Source organism: Pelomonas caseinilytica (assembly GCF_021353235.1).
Classification (GTDB): domain Bacteria; phylum Pseudomonadota; class Gammaproteobacteria; order Burkholderiales; family Burkholderiaceae_C; genus Pelomonas; species Pelomonas caseinilytica.
In genome coordinates this window covers 188904-207039 of sequence record NZ_JAJTWT010000006.1, presented here as the reverse complement: position 1 = coordinate 207039, position 18136 = coordinate 188904, and the positions used below count along the sequence as shown (strand labels likewise).

19 protein-coding genes are annotated in these 18136 nt (G+C 71.0%); 11 read left to right on the top strand and 8 right to left on the bottom strand.

Translation table 11 applies throughout. The features are described from left to right. The first annotated feature begins 2 nt into the window (after positions 1–2). The 5 genes from LXT12_RS15860 (at position 3) to LXT12_RS15840 (ending at position 3440) form a co-directional block, all read left to right on the top strand. Positions 3–509, top strand: coding sequence for a DinB family protein (locus tag LXT12_RS15860; protein WP_233393170.1), 507 nt, complete (start codon positions 3–5; stop codon positions 507–509). A gap of 13 nt (positions 510–522) precedes the next feature. Then, complete coding sequence (gene trpD, locus LXT12_RS15855; protein ID WP_233393169.1) at positions 523–1560, top strand: anthranilate phosphoribosyltransferase; 1038 nt, start codon at positions 523–525, stop codon at positions 1558–1560. A 106-nt stretch (positions 1561–1666) separates the two neighbouring features. After that, positions 1667–2458 carry an indole-3-glycerol phosphate synthase TrpC gene (gene trpC / locus LXT12_RS15850; protein ID WP_233393168.1) on the top strand — a complete coding sequence of 264 codons (792 nt, stop codon included), beginning with the start codon at positions 1667–1669 and terminating at the stop codon, positions 2456–2458. After that, complete coding sequence (locus LXT12_RS15845) at positions 2455–3141, top strand: uracil-DNA glycosylase (RefSeq protein ID WP_233393167.1); 687 nt, start codon at positions 2455–2457, stop codon at positions 3139–3141. Before trpC ends, LXT12_RS15845 begins: the two co-directional genes overlap by 4 nt. 146 nt (positions 3142–3287) lie before the next feature. Beyond that, complete coding sequence (locus LXT12_RS15840) at positions 3288–3440, top strand: hypothetical protein (RefSeq protein ID WP_233393166.1); 153 nt, start codon at positions 3288–3290, stop codon at positions 3438–3440. 10 nt (positions 3441–3450) lie between these two features. Here LXT12_RS15840 and LXT12_RS15835 read toward each other — a convergent pair whose 3' ends face one another. Continuing rightward, on the bottom strand, positions 3451–4383 hold the full coding sequence (locus tag LXT12_RS15835) for a LysR family transcriptional regulator (RefSeq protein WP_233393165.1): 933 nt from the start codon (positions 4381–4383) through the stop codon (positions 3451–3453). 104 nt (positions 4384–4487) lie between these two features. On the opposite strand from LXT12_RS15835, the gene LXT12_RS15830 reads away from it, so the two are divergent. From LXT12_RS15830 to LXT12_RS15815, 4 genes are all read left to right on the top strand, one after another. Then, positions 4488–5273, top strand: coding sequence for an alpha/beta hydrolase (locus LXT12_RS15830; RefSeq protein WP_233393164.1), 786 nt, complete (start codon positions 4488–4490; stop codon positions 5271–5273). A gap of 30 nt (positions 5274–5303) precedes the next feature. Beyond that, positions 5304–6521 (top strand): efflux RND transporter periplasmic adaptor subunit, encoded by a 1218-nt coding sequence (locus tag LXT12_RS15825; protein WP_233393163.1) that lies wholly within the window; start codon positions 5304–5306, stop codon positions 6519–6521. A 130-nt stretch (positions 6522–6651) separates the two neighbouring features. Beyond that, complete coding sequence (locus LXT12_RS15820; protein ID WP_233393162.1) at positions 6652–9885, top strand: efflux RND transporter permease subunit; 3234 nt, start codon at positions 6652–6654, stop codon at positions 9883–9885. A 5-nt stretch (positions 9886–9890) separates the two neighbouring features. Continuing rightward, entirely contained in the window at positions 9891–11288 is a 1398-nt protein-coding gene (locus tag LXT12_RS15815; protein ID WP_233393161.1) for an efflux transporter outer membrane subunit, read from the top strand. Here the strand turns inward: LXT12_RS15815 and LXT12_RS15810 are convergent. The 3 genes from LXT12_RS15810 to LXT12_RS15800 all read right to left on the bottom strand — a co-directional run bounded on the left by LXT12_RS15810 (position 11269) and on the right by LXT12_RS15800 (position 12745). Next, positions 11269–11946, bottom strand: a complete 678-nt coding sequence (locus tag LXT12_RS15810; RefSeq protein ID WP_233393160.1) for a GNAT family N-acetyltransferase — start codon at positions 11944–11946, stop codon at positions 11269–11271. The two genes, LXT12_RS15815 and LXT12_RS15810, sit on opposite strands and share 20 nt — an antisense overlap. After that, positions 11943–12419 (bottom strand): MarR family winged helix-turn-helix transcriptional regulator, encoded by a 477-nt coding sequence (locus tag LXT12_RS15805; RefSeq protein ID WP_233393159.1) that lies wholly within the window; start codon positions 12417–12419, stop codon positions 11943–11945. The genes LXT12_RS15810 and LXT12_RS15805 overlap by 4 nt, the downstream gene beginning before the upstream one ends. A 122-nt stretch (positions 12420–12541) precedes the next feature. Then, the gene (locus LXT12_RS15800; protein ID WP_233393158.1) at positions 12542–12745 is read right to left on the bottom strand and encodes a hypothetical protein; all 204 of its coding nucleotides are present in this window, start codon (positions 12743–12745) and stop codon (positions 12542–12544) included. Positions 12746–12898: 153 nt separating this feature from the next. Here LXT12_RS15800 and LXT12_RS15795 point away from each other — a divergent pair, with 153 nt between their 5' ends. Next, positions 12899–13459, top strand: a complete 561-nt coding sequence (locus LXT12_RS15795; RefSeq protein WP_233393157.1) for a thymidine kinase — start codon at positions 12899–12901, stop codon at positions 13457–13459. A gap of 75 nt (positions 13460–13534) precedes the next feature. Here LXT12_RS15795 and LXT12_RS15790 read toward each other — a convergent pair whose 3' ends face one another. The 3 genes from LXT12_RS15790 to LXT12_RS15780 form a co-directional block, all read right to left on the bottom strand. Next, positions 13535–13771, bottom strand: a complete 237-nt coding sequence (locus LXT12_RS15790; protein ID WP_056266878.1) for a hypothetical protein — start codon at positions 13769–13771, stop codon at positions 13535–13537. Between the two features lie 95 nt (positions 13772–13866). Next, positions 13867–14628 carry an enoyl-CoA hydratase/isomerase family protein gene (locus tag LXT12_RS15785; RefSeq protein ID WP_233393156.1) on the bottom strand — a complete coding sequence of 254 codons (762 nt, stop codon included), beginning with the start codon at positions 14626–14628 and terminating at the stop codon, positions 13867–13869. After that, positions 14625–15755: a hypothetical protein gene (locus tag LXT12_RS15780; RefSeq protein WP_233393155.1), complete on the bottom strand. Its 1131-nt coding sequence runs from the start codon at positions 15753–15755 to the stop codon at positions 14625–14627. The genes LXT12_RS15785 and LXT12_RS15780 overlap by 4 nt, the downstream gene beginning before the upstream one ends. Before the next feature lie 62 nt (positions 15756–15817). Here LXT12_RS15780 and LXT12_RS15775 point away from each other — a divergent pair, with 62 nt between their 5' ends. Then, a complete protein-coding gene (locus LXT12_RS15775) occupies positions 15818–17476 on the top strand; it encodes an alkaline phosphatase family protein (RefSeq protein ID WP_233393154.1) in 1659 nt (552 codons plus the stop codon). Here LXT12_RS15775 and LXT12_RS15770 read toward each other — a convergent pair. Beyond that, positions 17466–18107, bottom strand: a complete 642-nt coding sequence (locus LXT12_RS15770) for a hypothetical protein (RefSeq protein WP_233393153.1) — start codon at positions 18105–18107, stop codon at positions 17466–17468. The two genes, LXT12_RS15775 and LXT12_RS15770, sit on opposite strands and share 11 nt — an antisense overlap. Between the last annotated feature and the right edge of the window lie 29 nt (positions 18108–18136).

The window sequence follows — 18136 nt, the reverse complement described above, 5'->3', positions numbered from 1 at the left end:
GCATGTCCACGTCCACCCTGCTGACCTCGCTCTTCGAGCACAAGGCCTGGATCGACCCGCTGTTCTTCGACCAGCTCGACAAGGTCGATGCCGCGGCCCATCCCGAGGCCCACCACCAGGCCTTGCGCATCCTCAACCACATCCACACGGTAGACCGCATCTGGGCCGGTCACCTCAAGGGCGAACCCCACGGCCTGACGGGCACCAACACCGAGGACACGCCCACGCCCGCCGAGCTGCGCGCCGCCTTCGCGCGCCTGGACGCCTGGTACCTGGACCACGTCCGCTCGCTGCGGCCCGAGCAGCTCGACGAGGCCATCGCCTTCCGCTTCACCGACGGCGACGCCGGCCGCATGACGCGCGGCGAGATGCTGGCCCACGTCGTCACCCACGGCAGCAACCACCGCGGCGCCGTGGGCGTCTGGCTGCGCCAGGCCGCAGGCGCGCCACCGCGCGACCTGCTGACCCGCTATCTGCACCAACACGAGCCCGAGCGCCGTGCATCCTGAGCCGAGGTCCGACATGCCCATCACCGACACCGAAGCCCTGACCCGCGTCATCGAGCACCGCGAGATCTTCCACGACGAGATGCTGACGCTGATGCGCCGCATCATGGCCGGCGAGATGTCGCCCGTCATCGCCGCGGCCCTGATCACCGGCCTGCGCGTCAAGAAGGAGACCATCGGCGAGATCACCGCCGCGGCCCAGGTCATGCGCGAGCTGTCCAACAAGGTGCCGCTCGGGCCCCTGCCCCACCTCGTCGACGTGGTCGGCACCGGGGGCGACGGCGCCCACAGCTTCAACATCTCGACCTGCTCGATGTTCGTGGCCGCCGCGGCCGGTGCCCAGGTGGCCAAGCACGGTGGGCGCAGCGTCAGCAGCAAGACCGGCAGCGCCGACGTGCTGGAGGCCCTGGGCGCCAACATCCAGCTGACGCCGCGCCAGGTGGCCGCGTCCGTCGCCGAATGCGGCATCGGCTTCATGTTCGCGCCCAACCACCACCCGGCGATGAAGAACATCGCCCCGGTGCGCCGCGAGCTGGGCGTGCGCACCATCTTCAACATCCTCGGCCCCCTGACCAACCCGGCCGGCGCGCCCAACATCCTGATGGGCGTCTTCCACCCCGACCTCGTCGGCATCCAGGTGCGCGTGCTCCAGCGCCTGGGCGCCGAGCATGCCCTCGTCGTCTACGGCAAGGACGGCATGGACGAGATCTCCCTCGGCGCGACCACGCTGGTGGGCGAGCTCAAGGACGGCGCCATCCGCGAGTACGAGGTGCACCCCGAGGACTTCGGCTTCGCGATGGCCAGCAACCGCAGCCTCAAGGTCGAAGGGCCCGAGCAGTCGCGCCAGATGCTGCGGGCCGTGCTGGACGGCAGCACCGGCCCCGCGCGCGACATCGTGCTGCTCAATGCCGGCGCCACGCTGTATGCCGCCAACGTCGCCGCCAACCTGCCCGACGGCATCGCCCGCGCCCGCCAGGCGCTGGACAGCGGCGCCGCCCGCGCCAAGCTCGATGCCTTCGTCAAGGCCACGCAGGGCCTGGGAGGCGCGATATGAACGGAGCATCCAGAGAACGAGTGGCGGGCCGAGCGCTGGGCCACTCCCGAGCCGGCCCGCATCCCCTCGGGGGATCGGCCGGCGTACTCGACGGCCGAGGGGCACCATGAGCGATATCCTGAACCGCATCGTCGAGGTCAAGTGGGAGGAGGTCGCCGCCGCCAAGGCGCGACGTTCGCTCGCCTCACAGCGCGAGGAGGCCGAGGCCCGCAAGGACGAGCGCCTGGGCTTCGAGCGCTCGCTGCGCGCCACCATCGCCCAGGGCCATGCCGGCGTCATCGCCGAGATCAAGAAGGCCAGTCCCAGCAAGGGCGTGCTGCGCGAGGACTTCAAGCCCGGCGTCATCGCCGAGACCTATGCCCGCAACGGCGCGGCCTGCCTGTCCGTGCTGACCGACGAGCGCTTCTTCCAGGGCTCGGCCGCCTACCTGCGCGAGGCCCGCGCCGCCTGCGAGCTGCCCGTGCTGCGCAAGGACTTCATGGTCGACGAATACCAGGTCATGGAAGCCGGCGCCATGGGAGCCGACTGCATCCTGCTGATCGCCGCCTGCCTGGCCGATTCGCAGATGGCCGACCTGGAAGCCGCCGCCCGCGCCGTGGGGCTGGACGTGCTCGTCGAGGTGCATGACGGCGCCGAACTTGACCGTGCGCTGAAGCTGAAGACGCCGCTGGTCGGCATCAACAACCGCAACCTGCGCACCTTCGACGTGACGCTGGACACCACGCTGGCCCTGCTGCCGCGCGTGCCCGCCGACCGCCTGCTGGTGACCGAGTCCGGCATCCTCAGCCAGGCCGACGTGAAGCGCATGCTCGATGCCAACGTCAACGCCTTCCTCGTCGGCGAGGCCTTCATGCGTGCGCCCGACCCAGGCCAAGCCCTGGCAACATTGTTCGGATGAAGCTTCCGCTCGAGATTCCCGACACCGACTGGCGCCCCGTCGTCGAGGCCTGGGCGGCCTCGCCCGCGGGCCAGAAGCTGCAGGCCTTCCTGGCCGAACGGCAGGCGGCGGGCGCGGTCATCTACCCGCCCGAGCCGCTGCGGGCGCTGACGCTGACGCCGCTGTCGCAGACCCGCGTCGTCATCCTGGGCCAGGACCCCTACCATGGCCCCGGCCAGGCCGAGGGCCTGTCCTTCAGCGTGCCCGAGGGCGTGCGCCACCCGCCCAGCCTGCAGAACATCTTCAAGGAGATCGAGCGCGACCTGGGCGTGCCGCGGGCCCGGTCGGGCAGCCTGGTCCATTGGGCCAAGGGCGGCACCCTGCTGCTCAACGCCGTGCTCACCGTGGAGGACGGCCAGCCCGCCAGCCACGCCAACCGAGGCTGGGAGGCGTTGACCGACGCCATCATCAAGGCGGCGGCCGAAGACCCGGCACCCAAGGTCTTCATGCTGTGGGGCAGTTATGCCCAGGCCAAGGCGCCCCTGATCGCCGCGGCCGGCCAGGACCACCTCGTGCTCAAGGCCAACCATCCCTCGCCGCTGTCGGCCCTCAAGCCGCCGCGGCCCTTCATCGGCTGCGGGCATTTCTCGACGGCCAAGGCCTGGCTGGAGGAGCGCGGCCGAGGCGCGCCACGCAAGGCCTGAGGGCGGCGCTTCAAGGGCCGGATTGTTCCGCCCGCAGCAACTCGCCGTTCTACCGGGCCGGCTTTTTCCCGAAAGGCCGGCTGCCTACAGTGACAACTTATCGGCACTCCCCAACAACAACCAGGGTGTCGATCAGGAGAGTCACCATGAACACCCGATCCCTTTTCACGCTGATCACTGCCGCGACGGCCGTCACGGCGCTGGCGGCGGGCATGCTGCTGGCGATCAGCGCGCCGGCACCCGCGGCCGAGGACTTCGGCCAGGCGATGCAGGTCGCCGCCGCCAAGGACGAGGCCTGAGGCGACAGCCTCAGGTCGAGCAGCGCATCTTCACTCCGCCCAGCGCCTCGCGGCCGATCAGCTCGACGACCCAGTCGACGAAGACCCTCAGCTTGCTGCTGAGGTGCCGGTTGGGCGGATAGACCACGTAGATGGGCACCGGGTCGGTGTCCCAGTCCTCCAGCAGCCGCACCAGCTCGCCGGTCTTGAGCAGCGGCCCCGCCATGAAGCAGGTCACCTGCACCACGCCGAGGTGGGCCAGGCCCGCATTCAGGTAGGCGTTGGCATCGTTGACGGCCAGCACGTGGTTGCCCACCACCTCCACCACCTCGTCGCCACGGCGGAAGTTGTCCGGCATGACCTTGCCGGTGCGCGCCGAGAAATAGCCCACCATGCGGTGCGGCGGCTGGCCCAGCTCCAGCGGATGCGCCGGATTGCCGTGACGGCGCAGGTATTCCGGCGTCGCGCAGGTGATGAAGCGGAATTCGCCGATGCGCCGCGCCACCAGGCTCTGGTCGGTCAACTCGCCGCCGCGGATCACGCAGTCGATGTTGTCGCTGATGAGGTCCACCGTCCGGTCGCTGACGCCGAGTTCGATCTGAATGTCTGGGTATTTGGCGTAGAAGTCCGGCAGGTGGGGAATGATCATCTCGCGACCCACCACGCCCGGCACGTCGATGCGGATGCGGCCGCGCGGCGTCATGCGCGCCTGGCTCATGCTGCCTTCCAGCTCCTCGAGGTCGCCCAGCAGGCGCATGGCGCGCTCGTAGTAGGCGGCGCCGTCGGGCGTGACCGTCACGCGGCGCGTGGTGCGGTTCAACAGCTTGGTGCGCAGGTGGCTTTCCAGCGTCTGGATGAGGCGGGTGACCGTGGCCTTGGGCAGGTCCAGCGAGTCGGCCGCCTTGGTGAAGGTGCCGGCCTCGACGACCCGGACATAGGCCTGCATCGCAGTGAGTCGGTCCATGGCATTGGGCTGGTAGGAAGAAAACCGATTGTTCCACGTCGAGGAAAAGTGAGTCGCCCCACAGGGCGTTTATCCCAGCGGCCTCGATCACTATCTTTCGGCCCATGGACAAGATCGCCTCCCCTGCCACCTTGCGCCTCGGCCCCGCCCCGGGCCTGGTGGCGCAGGTCTACACGGCGCGCCGCCCGCTGGACGGTGACGACCGCGCCCTGCTGCTGTGGCTGCACGGCGGCAACTTCACCAGCGGCTCGCTGGAATCCACCCGGGCACGCAGCGAGATGCTGGCCGAGGCCGGCGCCGATGTCGTCGCCCTGGACTATCCGCTCGCGCCCGAGCACCCCTTCCCGGCCGGGCTGGGCGCCGCCTTCGAGGCCTTGCAGGCCCTGGCCGCCAAACCGGCCAAGTTGACGGGTTCCGCGCATACCGCCCTCTTCGTCGCCGGCGAGGAAGCCGGGGGCAACGTCGCCGCGGCGCTGGCGCTGATGGCGCGTGACCAGCGCGCGCCCCAGCTCGCGGGCCAGTTGCTCGTCTCGCCCATGCTGGACCCCCAGCTCGGCAGCCCTTCCATGCGCGAGGGCGAATGCGGGGGCTGCGAGTGCATCTACACCAAGGGTTGGCAGGCCTACCTGGGCGACAGCGCCCGCGCCGACCACCCCTATGCCGTGCCCCTGGCGTCCAGCCGCCTCGCGGGCCTGGCGCCCGCCCTGGTGCTGAGCATCGCCGGCCATCCGCTGAACGACGAGTCGCGCCGTTATGCCGCGGCGCTGCGCGAGCACGGCGGCAGCGCCGCCGAGAGGACGCTGCCCGCCATCGCGCCCGGCTACGTGCTCAACCCCGTCCACGAGTTCCTGCGAGAGGCGGCGCGCCGCGCGCTGTCCCTGCCCGCCTGATTCCTGCCTGACCTTCGGAGAGAAATAGAAATGCTGTCCACCCCACGTTTGAATCGTCGCTTCGGCCTGATCGCCGGCGCCGCCGCGCTCGTCGCCCTGGGCGCCGTCGGCATCGGCCAGTTCGGCAGCCATGCCGCGCAGGCTACCCCCACCTCGGCCGCGCCACCGGCCACGCCGGTCTCGGTGGCCCAGGTCGTCAGCCAGGAGGTCTCGGCCTGGAACGAGTTCTCCGGCCGCCTCGAGGCCGTGGACCGCGTCGACGTGCGCGCGCGGGTCTCGGGCGCCGTGCAGGCGGTGCATTTCCGCGAGGGCAGCCTCGTCAAGGCGGGGGACCTTCTCGTCACCATCGACCCCGCGCCCTACCAGGCCGAAGTCGCCCGCGTCGAGGCCCAGGTCGCCGCCGCGCAGGCGCGGCTCACCTACACGCAGAGCGAGCTGGCGCGATCCAAGGCGCTGCTGGACGAGCGCGCCGTCGCCCGCCGCGACTACGACGAGCGCGACAACGCCGCCCGCGAGGCCGCCGCCAACCTGCGCGCCGCCCAGGCCGCGCTGCAGACGGCCCAGCTCAACCTCGGCTACACCCAGGTCCGCGCCCCCGTGGCCGGCCGGGTCGGCAAGATCGAGGTGACCACGGGCAACCTCGTCGCCGCCGGCGCGGGCGCGCCGGTGCTGACGACGCTGGTGTCGGTCAGCCCCATCTATGCGAGCTTCGACGCGGACGAGAAGATCGTGCGCGATGCCCTCGCCTCGTTGCCTGGCGGCGCGGCCGAGCGCAAGGGCATGGAGCGCATCCCGGTGGAGATGCTGGCCGGCTCGGACAAGAGCCTGACCGGCCGCTTGCAGCTCGTCGACAACCAGGTCGACGCCAGGAGCGGCACGCTGCGGGTGCGCGCCGTGTTCGACAACAAGGACGGCAGCCTCATCCCCGGCCAGTTCGCCAAGCTGCGCATGGGCCAGGCCCGCAACGAGGCCGCCCTGCTCGTCAACGAACGCGCCGTCGGCACCGACCAGGACAAGCGTTACGTCATCGTCGTCGGCGAGGGCAACCAGGCCGAGTGGCGCGGCGTGACCCTGGGCGCCAGCGTCAACGGCCTGCGCGTCGTGACCAGCGGCCTCAAGGGCGGTGAGCGTGTCGTCGTCGGCGGCGTGCAGCGCGTCCGGCCCGGGTCCGTCCTCGCGCCCAAGGAGGTCGCGATGGACGCCAAGCCGGAGCTGACGGCCCAACAGGCCGCCGCCAAAGCGAGCTAGCCCACCCCCTACGCGCTTCGCGCGCCCCCTCAAGGGGGCAGCAGCCAGTGGACCGGCAAGGCCGGATCCACGGCTTTCGCTCGATCTCGCGACGGCCTCAGGCGTCGCAGTCCTTGAAAGGACAAGCTCAATGAATCTCTCCAAATTCTTCATCGACCGCCCCATCTTCGCGGGCGTGCTGTCGCTGCTGATCTTCATCGGCGGCCTGCTGTCGATCCGCGCGCTGCCCATCTCGGAATACCCCGACGTGGTGCCGCCCTCGGTCGTCGTGCGCGCCCAATACCCTGGCGCCAACCCCAAGGTCATCGCCGAGACCGTGGCCACACCCCTCGAGGAAGCCATCAACGGCATCGAGGACATGCTCTACATGAGCAGCCAGGCCACGACCGACGGCCTGATGACGCTGACCGTCAGCTTCAAGCTCGGCACCGACCCCGACAAGGCCCAGCAGCTGGTGCAGAACCGCGTCTCGCAGGCCGAGGCGCGCCTGCCCGAGGAGGTCAAGCGCCTGGGCGTGACGACGGTCAAGAGCAGCCCCGACCTGACCATGGTCGTGCACCTGACCTCGCCCAACGAGCGCTACGACATGACCTACCTGCGCAACTACGCGGTGCTCAACGTCAAGGACCGCCTGGCGCGCATCCCTGGCGTGGGCCAGGTGCAGCTGTTCGGCGCGGGCGACTATTCCATGCGCGTCTGGCTGGACCCGCAGAAGGTGGCCGAGCACGGCCTGTCCGCCAACGACGTGGTGCAGGCCATCCGCGAGCAGAACGTGCAGGCCGCCGCCGGCGTCGTCGGCGCCTCGCCCGGCCTGCAGGGCATCGACCTGCAGCTGTCGGTCAACGCCCAGGGCCGGCTGCAGTCGGTCGAGGAGTTCGGCGACATCATCGTCAAGACCGGCGCGAACGGCGCCGTGACGCGGCTGCGCGACCTGGGCCGCCTGGAACTCGGCGCCTCGGAGTACGCGCTGCGCTCGCTGCTGGACAACAAGCCCGCCGTGGCGGTGCCCATCTTCCAGGCCCCGGGCGGCAATGCGCTGGACATCTCGAAGAACGTGCGCGAGACCATGGCCGAGCTCAAGGCCGGCATGCCCGAGGGCGTGGAGTACACCATCGTCTACGACCCGACGCAGTTCGTCCGCGCGTCCATCGAGTCGGTCATCCACACGCTGCTCGAAGCCATCGCCCTGGTGGTGCTGGTCGTCATCCTCTTCCTGCAGACCTGGCGCGCCTCCATCATCCCGCTGCTGGCCGTGCCGGTGTCCATCATCGGCACCTTCGCGGTGATGCACGGCTTCGGCTTCTCCATCAACGCGCTGAGCCTCTTCGGCCTGGTGCTGGCCATCGGCATCGTGGTGGACGACGCCATCGTGGTGGTGGAGAACGTGGAGCGCAACATCGCCGCCGGGCTGTCGCCGCGCGAGGCGACCTACCGCGCCATGCGCGAGGTCTCCGGGCCCATCATCGCCATCGCGCTGACGCTGATCTCGGTCTTCGTGCCGCTGGCCTTCATCACCGGCCTGACGGGGCAGTTCTACAAGCAGTTCGCGCTGACCATCGCCATCTCGACGGTGATCTCGGCGATCAACTCGCTGACCCTGTCGCCGGCCCTGGCCGCCATGCTGCTCAAGGACCACCACGCGCCCAAGGACGCGCTCACCCGCGGCATGGACCGCGTGCTGGGTGGCTTCTTCGGCCGCTTCAACCGGTTCTTCGCCCGCAGCTCGGAGAAGTACGGCAGCGGCGTGAAGACGCTGATGTCGCGCAAGGCCGTGATGATGGCCGTCTACCTGCTGCTGGTCGCGTCCACGGCGGGCCTGTTCAAGGCCGTGCCGGGCGGCTTCGTGCCGGGGCAAGACAAGCAGTACCTGATCGGCTTCGCCCAGCTGCCCGACGGCGCCACGCTGGACCGCACCGAGGACGTCATCCGCCGCATGACCGACATCACGCTCAAGACCCCGGGCGTGGAGCATGCGGTGGCCTTCCCCGGCCTGTCGATCAACGGCTTCACCAACAGCTCCAGCTCGGGCATCGTCTTCGCGACGCTCAAGCCCTTCGACGAGCGCAAGGGCAAGGCCCTGTCGGCCGGCGCCATCGCCGGTCAGCTGAACGCGCAGTACGGCCAGATCGAGGACGCCTTCATCGTCATGTTCCCGCCGCCGCCCGTGCAGGGCCTGGGCACGACGGGTGGCTTCAAGCTGCAGCTGCAGGACCGCGGCGGCCTCGGCTACGAGGCGCTGGACCAGGCCCTCAAGGCCTTCATGGCCAAGGCGTCCAAGACGCCGGAGCTGGCCGGGCTGTTCTCCAGCTTCCAGGTCAACGTGCCGCAGCTCTATGCCGACCTCGACCGCACGCGCGCCCGCCAGCTCGGCGTGGCCGTGACGGACGTGTTCGACACCATGCAGATCTACCTCGGCAGCCTCTACGTCAACGACTTCAACAAGTTCGGGCGGACCTACTCGGTGCGGGTGCAGGCCGACGCGCCCTTCCGCGCCCGGGCCGAGGACATCGGCGCGCTGAAGGTCAGGTCGAGCACCGGCGAAATGGTGCCGCTGTCCGCGCTGATGAAGGTCAAGCCCAGCTTCGGCCCCGAGCGCGCGCTGCGCTACAACGGCTTCCTGGCCGCCGACATCAACGGCGGCGCCGCGCCCGGCTATTCGTCGGGCCAGGCCCAGGCCGCCGTCGAGCGCATCGCCGCGGAGACGCTGCCACCCGGCATCGGCTACGAGTGGACCGACCTGACCTACCAGGAAAAGATCGCCGGCAACTCGGCCATCTGGGTCTTCCCGCTGGCCATCCTGCTGGTCTTCCTGGTGCTGGCCGCGCAGTACGAGAGCCTGGCCCTGCCGCTGGCCATCCTGCTGATCGTGCCCATGGGCCTGCTCGCGGCGATGACCGGCGTGTGGCTCAGCCATGGCGACAACAACGTCTTCACGCAGATCGGCCTCATCGTGCTGGTGGGACTGTCGGCCAAGAACGCCATCCTCATCGTCGAGTTCGCCCGCGAGCTGGAGTTCGCCGGCCGCACGCCGGTGCAGGCCGCGCTGGAGGCCGCGCGGCTGCGGCTGCGGCCCATCCTGATGACGTCCATGGCCTTCGTGATGGGCGTGCTGCCCCTGGTGCTCTCGACCGGCGCCGGCGCCGAGATGCGCCAGGCCATGGGCGTGGCGGTGTTCGCCGGAATGATCGGCGTGACCGGCTTCGGCCTGTTCCTGACGCCGCTGTTCTACGTCATCGTGCGTCGCCTGTCGGGCAACGCGCCGCTGAGGCATCACGGCGGGCAGGTCGCTGCGCCGGCATCGCCCGCCCAGCAGGCGCAAGCCGCGGCCGCCCTCGACCACGACGCCCTGCCGCAAGGAAAGTGATCATCATGAAATTGACTCTGACCCCACTTTTTGCAGCACTGCTGCTGGCGGGCTGCGCCTCGGTCGGCTCGGTCGATCCGGCCCGGCTGCCGCAGCCGCCGGCCGCCTACAAGGCGGTGTCCGCGAACGAGGCGCCTGCACTGACCGCGAGCTGGTGGCGGCCCTTCGCCGATCCGGTGCTCGAGGATCTCGTCGCCCGGGCCATGGCCGCCAATACCAGCGTGCAGTCGGCCGCCAGTCGCCTCGCCCTGGCCAGGGCCGCGCTTGGCAACGCCGGCGCGGCGCGGCTGCCGCAGGTCGGCGTGTCGGCCGGTGCCGGCCGCTCGTCCGCGCCGGGACAACCGGTCCCGCAACCCGCGACGCAGTACAGCGCTGGCCTCAACCTCGCCTACGAGCTGGACCTGGGCGGGCGCCTGCTGCACGAGCGCAATGCCGCCGCGCTGGACGTGCAAGCCCAGGAGCAGCTGCTGGCCGATGCGCGTCTGCTGGTGCAGGCCAACGTCGCCCGCGGCTACCTCGCGCTGCGGGCCCTGGACACCGAGCGCGAGATCGTGCGCGACACCGTCGCCGCCTACGGCGAGACCCAGGCGCTGACGGAGAAGCGTGCTCGCGCCGGCGACGTGGCCGACCTGGACGTGGCCCGCGTGCGCGCCGAACTGGCTGCCAACGAGGCCGAAGCCCTGGCCCTGGACCGGCGCCGCCTCGAACTGGAGACGGCCCTGGCCGTGCTCGTCGGCGAGGCGCCGTCCAGTTTCAGCCTGGCGCCGGCCCCCTGGACGACCGCCCTGCCGACCGTGCCTGCCGGCCTGCCCAGCGAGCTGCTGCAGCGGCGGCCCGACCTCGCCGCCGCGCGCAGCCGGCTCGAGGCCGCCCAGGCCCGCGTGGGCGTGGCCCGCGCCGCCTGGTGGCCCAGCCTCTCCCTGACGGCCCAGGGCGGCGGCGTGTCGGGCGAACTGTCCAACCTGCTGAAGAGCGGCGCCAGCACCTGGGGCATCGGCCTGCTCGGGGCCCTGCCGATCTTCGATGGTGGCCGCCGCCAGGCGGGCGTCGATGCGGCCAAGGCGCAGATGGATGGCGAGGCCATCGCCTTCCGCGAGCAGTTCCTGCTCGCGCTGAAGGATGTCGAGGACCAGCTCGGCGCGCTCACGCTGCTGCAGGCCCAGGGCGAGGCCAGCGCCCGCGCCGTCAGCGCCGCCGGTCAGGCCCTGAAGCTGTCGGACACGCGCTACCGCAACGGCCTCGTCAGCCAGCTCGAACTGCTGGACGCCCGCCGCAGCGAACTGGCCAACCGCCGCTCGGCCCTGCAGGTGCGCTCGGCGCAGTACCAGGCCACCGTCGGCCTGATCCGGGCGCTGGGCGGTGGCTGGAGCCCCGACGCGGGCGTCAAGCTGGCGGGCGTTTGAGGACGGCGATGTTCACCAGTGTCCGCGTCACGAAACCCAGGCTTTCGTAGAGCACGATCGCCGTGGTGTTGGTCGTCCAGGCGTGCAGGAAGGCCTGCTCGCCGCGGTGCTGGATGTCGGCCGTCACCGCGGCCGACAGCCGGCGCGCCAGGCCCCGGCCGCGGAAGTCGGGGTGGGTGCAGACGCCGCTGACCTCGACATGGCCCGGGAAGCGCATGCGTTCTCCGGCCATGGCGGCCAGACGGCCGCCGACGCGCAGGCCGATGAAGCGGCCCATGGTGTGGGTGCGCGGCAGGAAGGGCCCGGGCTCGGTCAGCGTGGCCAGGACCAGCATCTCGGCGGCGTCGGCATCGGTGAGGACCTCCACGCCCTCATCGGCTTCGAGAACACGCGTCGCCATCATCTGCACGGCGAGGGCCTCCTTCACGGCCACCAGGCCCGGCGGCACGACGGGGGGCGGCACCTGGGCGAGGAAGACGGCGTCGTCGCCCGGCTGCACGAGTGCGGCGAGCGCCGCCAGGCTGGCTGGGCTCTCGTCGGGCGTGGCGGCAAAGCGGTTGATGTCGGCCTTGAAGCGCCGCGCGCGCTCGTCGCCGATGGCCCAGTGCGGCTGGTGCTGCAGGCTGGCCCAGACGGGGCGGTCGAGATCACGACTCATGATGGCACCCGCTGCATCAACGGCGCTTCGATCAGGGCATCCTCCAGAGCCGCGAGCTGGGCCAGAAGATCGCCTTCCAGCCCAGCGCAGGCCTGGGCCACGGCTGCCTCGATGGCTGGCCAGGCTTCGCGCCGGGAGCGCTCCACCAGCTTCTGCCCGCGACCGCTGAGGCCGATGCGGCGCACGCGCCGGTCCTGGTCCGAAGACGCCGAGCTGACCAGCCCTTCGTCCTCCAGCCCTTTCAACGAGCGTGTGACGACCGGCTGGCTGACGCCCACCGCCTGGCTCAGCTCACCGACGCTGAGCGGCCCCAGCCGGTCCAGCGCCGCCAGCAGCGGAAACCAGGCCGCCGGCTGCTCGAAGCCATGCGCCGCCAGCACGGCCTGGGTCTGCGCCTGCAGCGTCTCGCCAATCCGCTTGAGCCGTGTGCCCAGGCTCAGGTGGCCCAGCTCCTTGACGACGTCCTCGACCATGCGCTGCCTTCCATTGCGATATGCATATCATGCTATGCATATGGCGGCAGGGCGTCAACGGCGGGTCGTGGCAAGGGCGCGGGGCGAAATGACCCGCCAATGAGGGCCGACGTGGGCCGACGCTAGGGCAGCGTCTTGCAGCTGGGCTTGCAGACCACCTCGTTGCGGCCGAGCAGCCGGATGGACTGCAGGCTGGCCGGGGCGCGGTGCTTGCCGCATTTGAAGCAGGAGCGGGTGTGGCCGCTGCCGAGGAAGGGCGATCCGCCCACCTTGGATGAATAACGCAGGCCATCTTCGCGAACCGCGGTCACGGTGTCTTTGCTCATCTTCGTACGGGTCGGAACGAAGCGTGCATTGAGTCACAGGCCAGATGACAGCGCCACCTCGCTAGCCCCAGTTTCCGGCCGAAACACGCCCAAACCGCGGGCTTCCCCTAGTCCCCATTCGCGGGATCGGCGGGCGGAGACAATGCCGCCCCCATGGCCAAGCTCTTTTTCCGCTACGCGGCGATGAACGCCGGCAAGTCCACCGCCCTGCTGCAGGTGGCGCACAACTACGAGGAGCGCGGCCACCGCGTGCGCATCTTCACCGCCCGGCTCGACGACCGCTACGGCCGCGGCTTCGTGACCTCGCGCCTGGGCCCGCAGCGCGAGGTGGAGCAGTTCGACGCAAGCACCGACTTCATCGCGCTGATGAACGACCAGCCCGGCATCGCCTGCATCCTCGTCGACGAGGCGCAGTTCCTGAGCAAGCACCAGGTCCAGCAGCTGCACGAGATGGCCCATCTGCGCAACCTGCCGGCCATCTGCTACGGCCTGCGCACCGATTTCCAGGGCGAACTCTTCCCCGGCTCGGCCACGCTGCTGGCCCTGGCCGACGAGATGGACGAGATGAAGACCATCTGCGACTGCGGACGCAAGGCGACCATGAACATGCGCGTGGACGCCCACAACCGCAAGGTCACCGAAGGCGCGCAGGTGGAGATCGGCGGCAACGCGCGCTACCGGTCGGTGTGCGGACGCTGCTTCCGCCAGGGATGACGGAGGCGCCGCTGCCCGATTCGTTGAGGGGCCACGGCCCCCCAATGAATCGGCCCCTCGCGGGGCCGGCGGCGGCTACTTGGCCGCGATCTGCGCGTCCAGTTCCTTGCAGGAGGGCGAGCAGACGGGCTGGGACTTGCCCAGCAGCTTCTTGGACTTGAGCATGGCGCGCGGCCGGTGCTTGCCGCAGAGGAAGCAAGACATCGTCGCTGCACCGAAGGAAGAGGTCGCCGCGAAGGGCGAACCGGGAGCTTTGGAGCGGTAGCGCAGACCATCCGCTTCGATGGTGGTCTTGGTGGTTTCTTTGGCCACGCTGGTCCTGTCGAAGAGTGTTGTGAAGGGGGCGTGTGGGCAAACACGCGGGCCCCATATTTTCCACGATGTGCGAAACCGCGGGGCTAGGGCTTTCAACACCCCTTGAACGAAGCCGGCCTTTTTCCCGCCCAGGCGGCCTGGCCCTCTGCCAAATCGGCCGAATCCCGGGCCTTGACGATGTCCGCCGCCAGCGCCGCCTCGTCGAGGCGGCCGGCGGCGATGGCGTTGAGATGCCGCTTCATCGGCAGCAGCGCCAGCGGCGCCATGGCGAGGAGTTCGGCCGTCAGGGCAGCGACGGCGGCGTCCAGGGTCTGGACGTCGGGCAGCAACTGGTCGAGGTAGCCGCAGCCCAGCAGCGCCGTGGCGTCCAGCGTGCGGCCGGCCAGCAGCACCTGTTTGGCGGTGGCCAGGCCCAGGCGCTCGACGAAGCGCCGCAGACCGCCGGCGTAGAAATGCAGGCCGATGCGCGTGGCCGGCACGAACATCTCGACGGCCGGCGCGCCGAGGCGGAAATCGCAGGCCAGCGCCAGGTCCGAGGCGCCTCCGTAGACGCCGCCGTGCAGCCGCGCGAGCGTGATGGGCCGCGCCGCCTCCATCGCATCGGCCAGCTCGCCGAAGCGAGCGCCGGCATCGACCGTGCCCAGGGCGCCGAGGTCGAAGCCGCTGCAGAAATGCCGGCCCTCGCCCGCCAGCACGAGCACACGCACGGCGTCGTTCGCATCGACGGCGGCAATGAAGCCGCGCAGTGTCGCCAGGTCGTCGACCGCCAGGCGGTTCGCCTGGCGTGGCCGCCGCAGGGTGATGCGTGCGACGGCGCCCTGGATGTCCAGCAGCGGCGGCTGGCCGGTCGTCATGAATGCCTCCGCATCACCCGCCCCTGCCGCGCATAGCCCGCGCCGATGCGCGCGAGGCTGGCTTCGCGCTCCTGCTCGGCCAGTTCGCGCAGGGCGGCGGCCTGCGCGGGTCGCAGGGCGGCGTCCCGGCGAACGACGAGTTCGGCCAGCAGCGCCCAGTCCACGTCGAGGAGGTCGGCCCGCCACAGCTCGGCGTCCGGCGGCAGGTCGTCGAGCAGGGCCCGCAGGGCCTGAGTCGCGGAGTCGGCATCGACGACGGCTGCCAGCTCCGGCCAGCGCGCAAGCAAGGGCGGCGCATCGCCCAGGGGCGGCCACAGCGCGCACAGCCATTGCGGCGCGTGATGATGCACTTGCGAGCCGCCGGCCGCCTGCCGCACCTCCACGCTGGCATCGGCCAGCCGCCTGACCAGCGCCGTCCAGGCCTGCGGCTGCCAGGCGGCCAACAGGCGCGGATGGCCTTCGCCCGAGGGGCTCACCAGCGGGATGTCGAGCACCGGAGCCTCGTGCGCCGCGGAGGGCGGCGGCACCTGGGGCAGCTCCAGGCTTTGCAGCACCTGGCGGGGATCGGGCGTCGGCGGCGGCGAGGCCTGAAAGTCCAGCGTCGGCGCGTCGACGGCAGGCGGCTCGGGTTGCGGCTCCGCGGCCGCGGCGGTGTCGATCGACGGCTCGACGGGCTCCTGCAGCAGGTCGGCTTCGGCGAACCCGCGCGGGTAGACGGGCTCGGGCGGCGGCGGCGCGATGACCAGCACCGAGGCTTCGAGCACGGCGAAGTCCGACACGGACTCGGGCAGCTCCACGTCCTCGATGTCCAGGGTCTCGTAGCCCCGCGCCTTCAGCCACGCCACCTTGGCCTCGTCCGGCCGCGGCCGGCCCGCGCGCAGCAACGAGCGCAGCTGCAGGTCCAGCGGCGCGGGGGCCGGCATCTGCCAGCCGTCCAGCGCATGCGTCGGGTCGAAGCCGTCGGCCTCGGCTTCGACGGCAGCCGCCTGCAGGCACGGCAGGGCCAGGTCGGGCTCGGCGTCCTGCGGCGACGACAGGCCTGCGAGCGCCAGGTCCACCGGCGCGGGCGCGGGCACACGCCAGCCGTCCAGCGCGTGGGTGGGGTCGAAGGCGTCCGGCTCGGCCATGGCGTTTACAAGCCAGACATTGTCATGCCGTAAGCTCGCCGCCCCACCGTCACAAAAACGTCATGTTGCACACCCGCCGCCGCCTGTTGGGCCTGGCTCTGGCCGCCCTGTCCCTCGTCAGCGCCTGCACGACGACGCCCCCGCCGACCGCCGCCGCGCCGCAGCGCCCCAAGCTCCTCGTGCTCGTCGTGATCGACGGCCTGCCGATGCGCCAGGTCACCGGCTACCGGGACCAGCTCGCGCCCGACGGCTTCGCCCGTTTCCTCGACCACGGCCGCTGGTTCTCGCAGGCCCATTACGGCCACGGCCACACCGTCACGGCGGCCGGGCACTCGGTGATGCTGACCGGCGCCTACCCGCAACGCAGCGGCATCATCAGCAACGAGTGGCGCGACCCCGTGACCGGCGAGCCGGTCTACAACACCGGCGACGCGGCCTACACCTACCTCGACAACCCCACGGCGCCGCTGTCGGGCACCAGCCCGCGCAACCTCAAGGTGGAGACCCTGGGCGACGTGCTGCGCACGCGCTCGCCGCAGTCCAAGGTCATCGGCATCTCCGGCAAGGACCGCGGCGCCATCCTGCCGGCGGGCCACAAGGGCACGGCCTACATGTACATGAGCGAGACGGGGCAGTTCTCGTCCAGCACCTATTACATGGCCGCGCGGCCGCAGTGGGTCAAGGACTTCAACGCCGCCAGGCCCGCCGACGCCTTCTTCAAGAAGACCTGGGCGCCGCTGCTTCCCGAGTCGACCTATTCCCGGTCGGTGCCCGACGGCCAGCCCTGGCAGATCGCCAGCGGCAACGGCAACCGCCTGCCCGCCGTGGTGGGCGACAAGATGGACGCCCCGGGCCCGCGCTTCTACGGCAACCTGCTGGCCTCGCCCTTCGCCGACGAACTGACGCTGGCCTTCGCCCGCGCCGCGGTGAAGAACGAACAGCTCGGCCGCCGCGGCGTGCAGGACATCCTGTCGGTGAGCCTGTCCAGCCACGACTACATCAACCACGCCTTCGGCCCCGAGTCGCGGCTGTCGCACGACCACCTGCTGCACCTGGACCGCCATCTGCAGGCTTTCTTCCAGTTCCTGGACCGGGAGGTCGGCGCCGGCAACTACCTGCTGACGCTGACCGCCGACCACGGTTTCACCGACACGCCCGAGTGGGCCACCAGCCAGGGGCGCGATGCCGGACGCTTCACCTGGGGTCCGTCGCTGGCGGCGGTGAACGCCGGCCTGGCCGCGAGGTTCGGCGTGGACAAGCTGGCCTGGAACTTCTCCGCCTCGGGCCTGCTGCTCGACGAGAAGCTGGCCGCCGAACGTGGCCTGAAGTTCGCCGACGTGGAAGCCGCCGCCCGCGAGGAGCTGCTGAAGCTGCCCGGCGTGGAGGCCGTCTTCACCCGCGAACAGCTGCTGGGCAGCGACACGACGACGCCCTACCTGGAGGCCATGCGCAAGTCCTACGACCCGACGCGTGCCGCCCAGCTGCAGATCGTGCTCAAGCGCCACTGGATCATGAGCTACCGCCCCGGCGGCAGCACCCACGGCAGCCCGCACGACTACGACACCCACGTGCCGCTGCTGTTCTGGGGTCCGGGCTACGTCGGCCAGGGCGAGGTGAAGCAACGCGTCGAGATCGCCGACCTGGCGCCCACGCTGGCCGCCATCGCCGGCCTGCCCGCGCCGGCCCAGGCCCAGGGCCGCGACCTCCAGCTCAAGCCCTGAGCAGCAGCTCCGTCGCCGATTCGCCCCACTGCGCCTCCGTCAGCGCCAGCCCCCCGAGGCGCCCGACCAGGGCGGCCGCCTGGGCCGGCCCGGTGGACGGCAGGATGAGCAGCAGCCGGCCGTCGTCCAGCCGGGCGCAGCCGTCTTCGGCGCGGATGCCGGCGAGCAGGGGCGCCGCATCGGCGCCGGGCGCCGTCGTCGCGACGCACAGCGGCCAGGCGCGTGTATCGCTCAGCAGCGACTGCAGCAGCTCCAGGCCCGCCTGGGCGAGCAGCAGCTGCCCGGCCGGCGGGCGCGGGCGGGCCAGGGCGCTGATGTCGACGCCGGTACAGGCCCGGCCGCCATCGGGCGTCGGCTGCTCCACCCACCAGAAGCGGCGCCCATCGCGCCATGATTGTTCATAGCCGACCCGCGGGGCGCGCGGGCCGCGGCCTTCGGGCTCCGCCGGGCCGATGCCGGCCGCCTGCGCCGCGCTTGCCATCTCCACGCGCGTGGGATGCTCGCCCTCGGCCAGGCCCCAGGCGGCGCGGTAGGCCGCATTGGCCAGGCGCAGCCGCCCGTCGGCATCGAAAAGAGCCAGCAGCAGCGGGCCATCGGCCAGCGCTTGCCACCAGAGATCGCTCGGATTCACCCGGGCATTGGAACCCAGTCCAGCGACGG

Coding starts and splice junctions, on each gene's coding strand:
- LXT12_RS15860 (WP_233393170.1), top strand. CDS start 3: ATGTCCACGTCCACCCTGCTGACCTCGCTCTTCGAGCACAAGGCCTGG.
- trpD (WP_233393169.1), top strand. CDS start 523: ATGCCCATCACCGACACCGAAGCCCTGACCCGCGTCATCGAGCACCGC.
- trpC (WP_233393168.1), top strand. CDS start 1,667: ATGAGCGATATCCTGAACCGCATCGTCGAGGTCAAGTGGGAGGAGGTC.
- LXT12_RS15845 (WP_233393167.1), top strand. CDS start 2,455: ATGAAGCTTCCGCTCGAGATTCCCGACACCGACTGGCGCCCCGTCGTC.
- LXT12_RS15840 (WP_233393166.1), top strand. CDS start 3,288: ATGAACACCCGATCCCTTTTCACGCTGATCACTGCCGCGACGGCCGTC.
- LXT12_RS15835 (WP_233393165.1), bottom strand. CDS start 4,383: ATGGACCGACTCACTGCGATGCAGGCCTATGTCCGGGTCGTCGAGGCC.
- LXT12_RS15830 (WP_233393164.1), top strand. CDS start 4,488: ATGGACAAGATCGCCTCCCCTGCCACCTTGCGCCTCGGCCCCGCCCCG.
- LXT12_RS15825 (WP_233393163.1), top strand. CDS start 5,304: ATGCTGTCCACCCCACGTTTGAATCGTCGCTTCGGCCTGATCGCCGGC.
- LXT12_RS15820 (WP_233393162.1), top strand. CDS start 6,652: ATGAATCTCTCCAAATTCTTCATCGACCGCCCCATCTTCGCGGGCGTG.
- LXT12_RS15815 (WP_233393161.1), top strand. CDS start 9,891: ATGAAATTGACTCTGACCCCACTTTTTGCAGCACTGCTGCTGGCGGGC.
- LXT12_RS15810 (WP_233393160.1), bottom strand. CDS start 11,946: ATGAGTCGTGATCTCGACCGCCCCGTCTGGGCCAGCCTGCAGCACCAG.
- LXT12_RS15805 (WP_233393159.1), bottom strand. CDS start 12,419: ATGGTCGAGGACGTCGTCAAGGAGCTGGGCCACCTGAGCCTGGGCACA.
- LXT12_RS15800 (WP_233393158.1), bottom strand. CDS start 12,745: ATGAGCAAAGACACCGTGACCGCGGTTCGCGAAGATGGCCTGCGTTAT.
- LXT12_RS15795 (WP_233393157.1), top strand. CDS start 12,899: ATGGCCAAGCTCTTTTTCCGCTACGCGGCGATGAACGCCGGCAAGTCC.
- LXT12_RS15785 (WP_233393156.1), bottom strand. CDS start 14,628: ATGACGACCGGCCAGCCGCCGCTGCTGGACATCCAGGGCGCCGTCGCA.
- LXT12_RS15780 (WP_233393155.1), bottom strand. CDS start 15,755: ATGGCCGAGCCGGACGCCTTCGACCCCACCCACGCGCTGGACGGCTGG.
- LXT12_RS15775 (WP_233393154.1), top strand. CDS start 15,818: ATGTTGCACACCCGCCGCCGCCTGTTGGGCCTGGCTCTGGCCGCCCTG.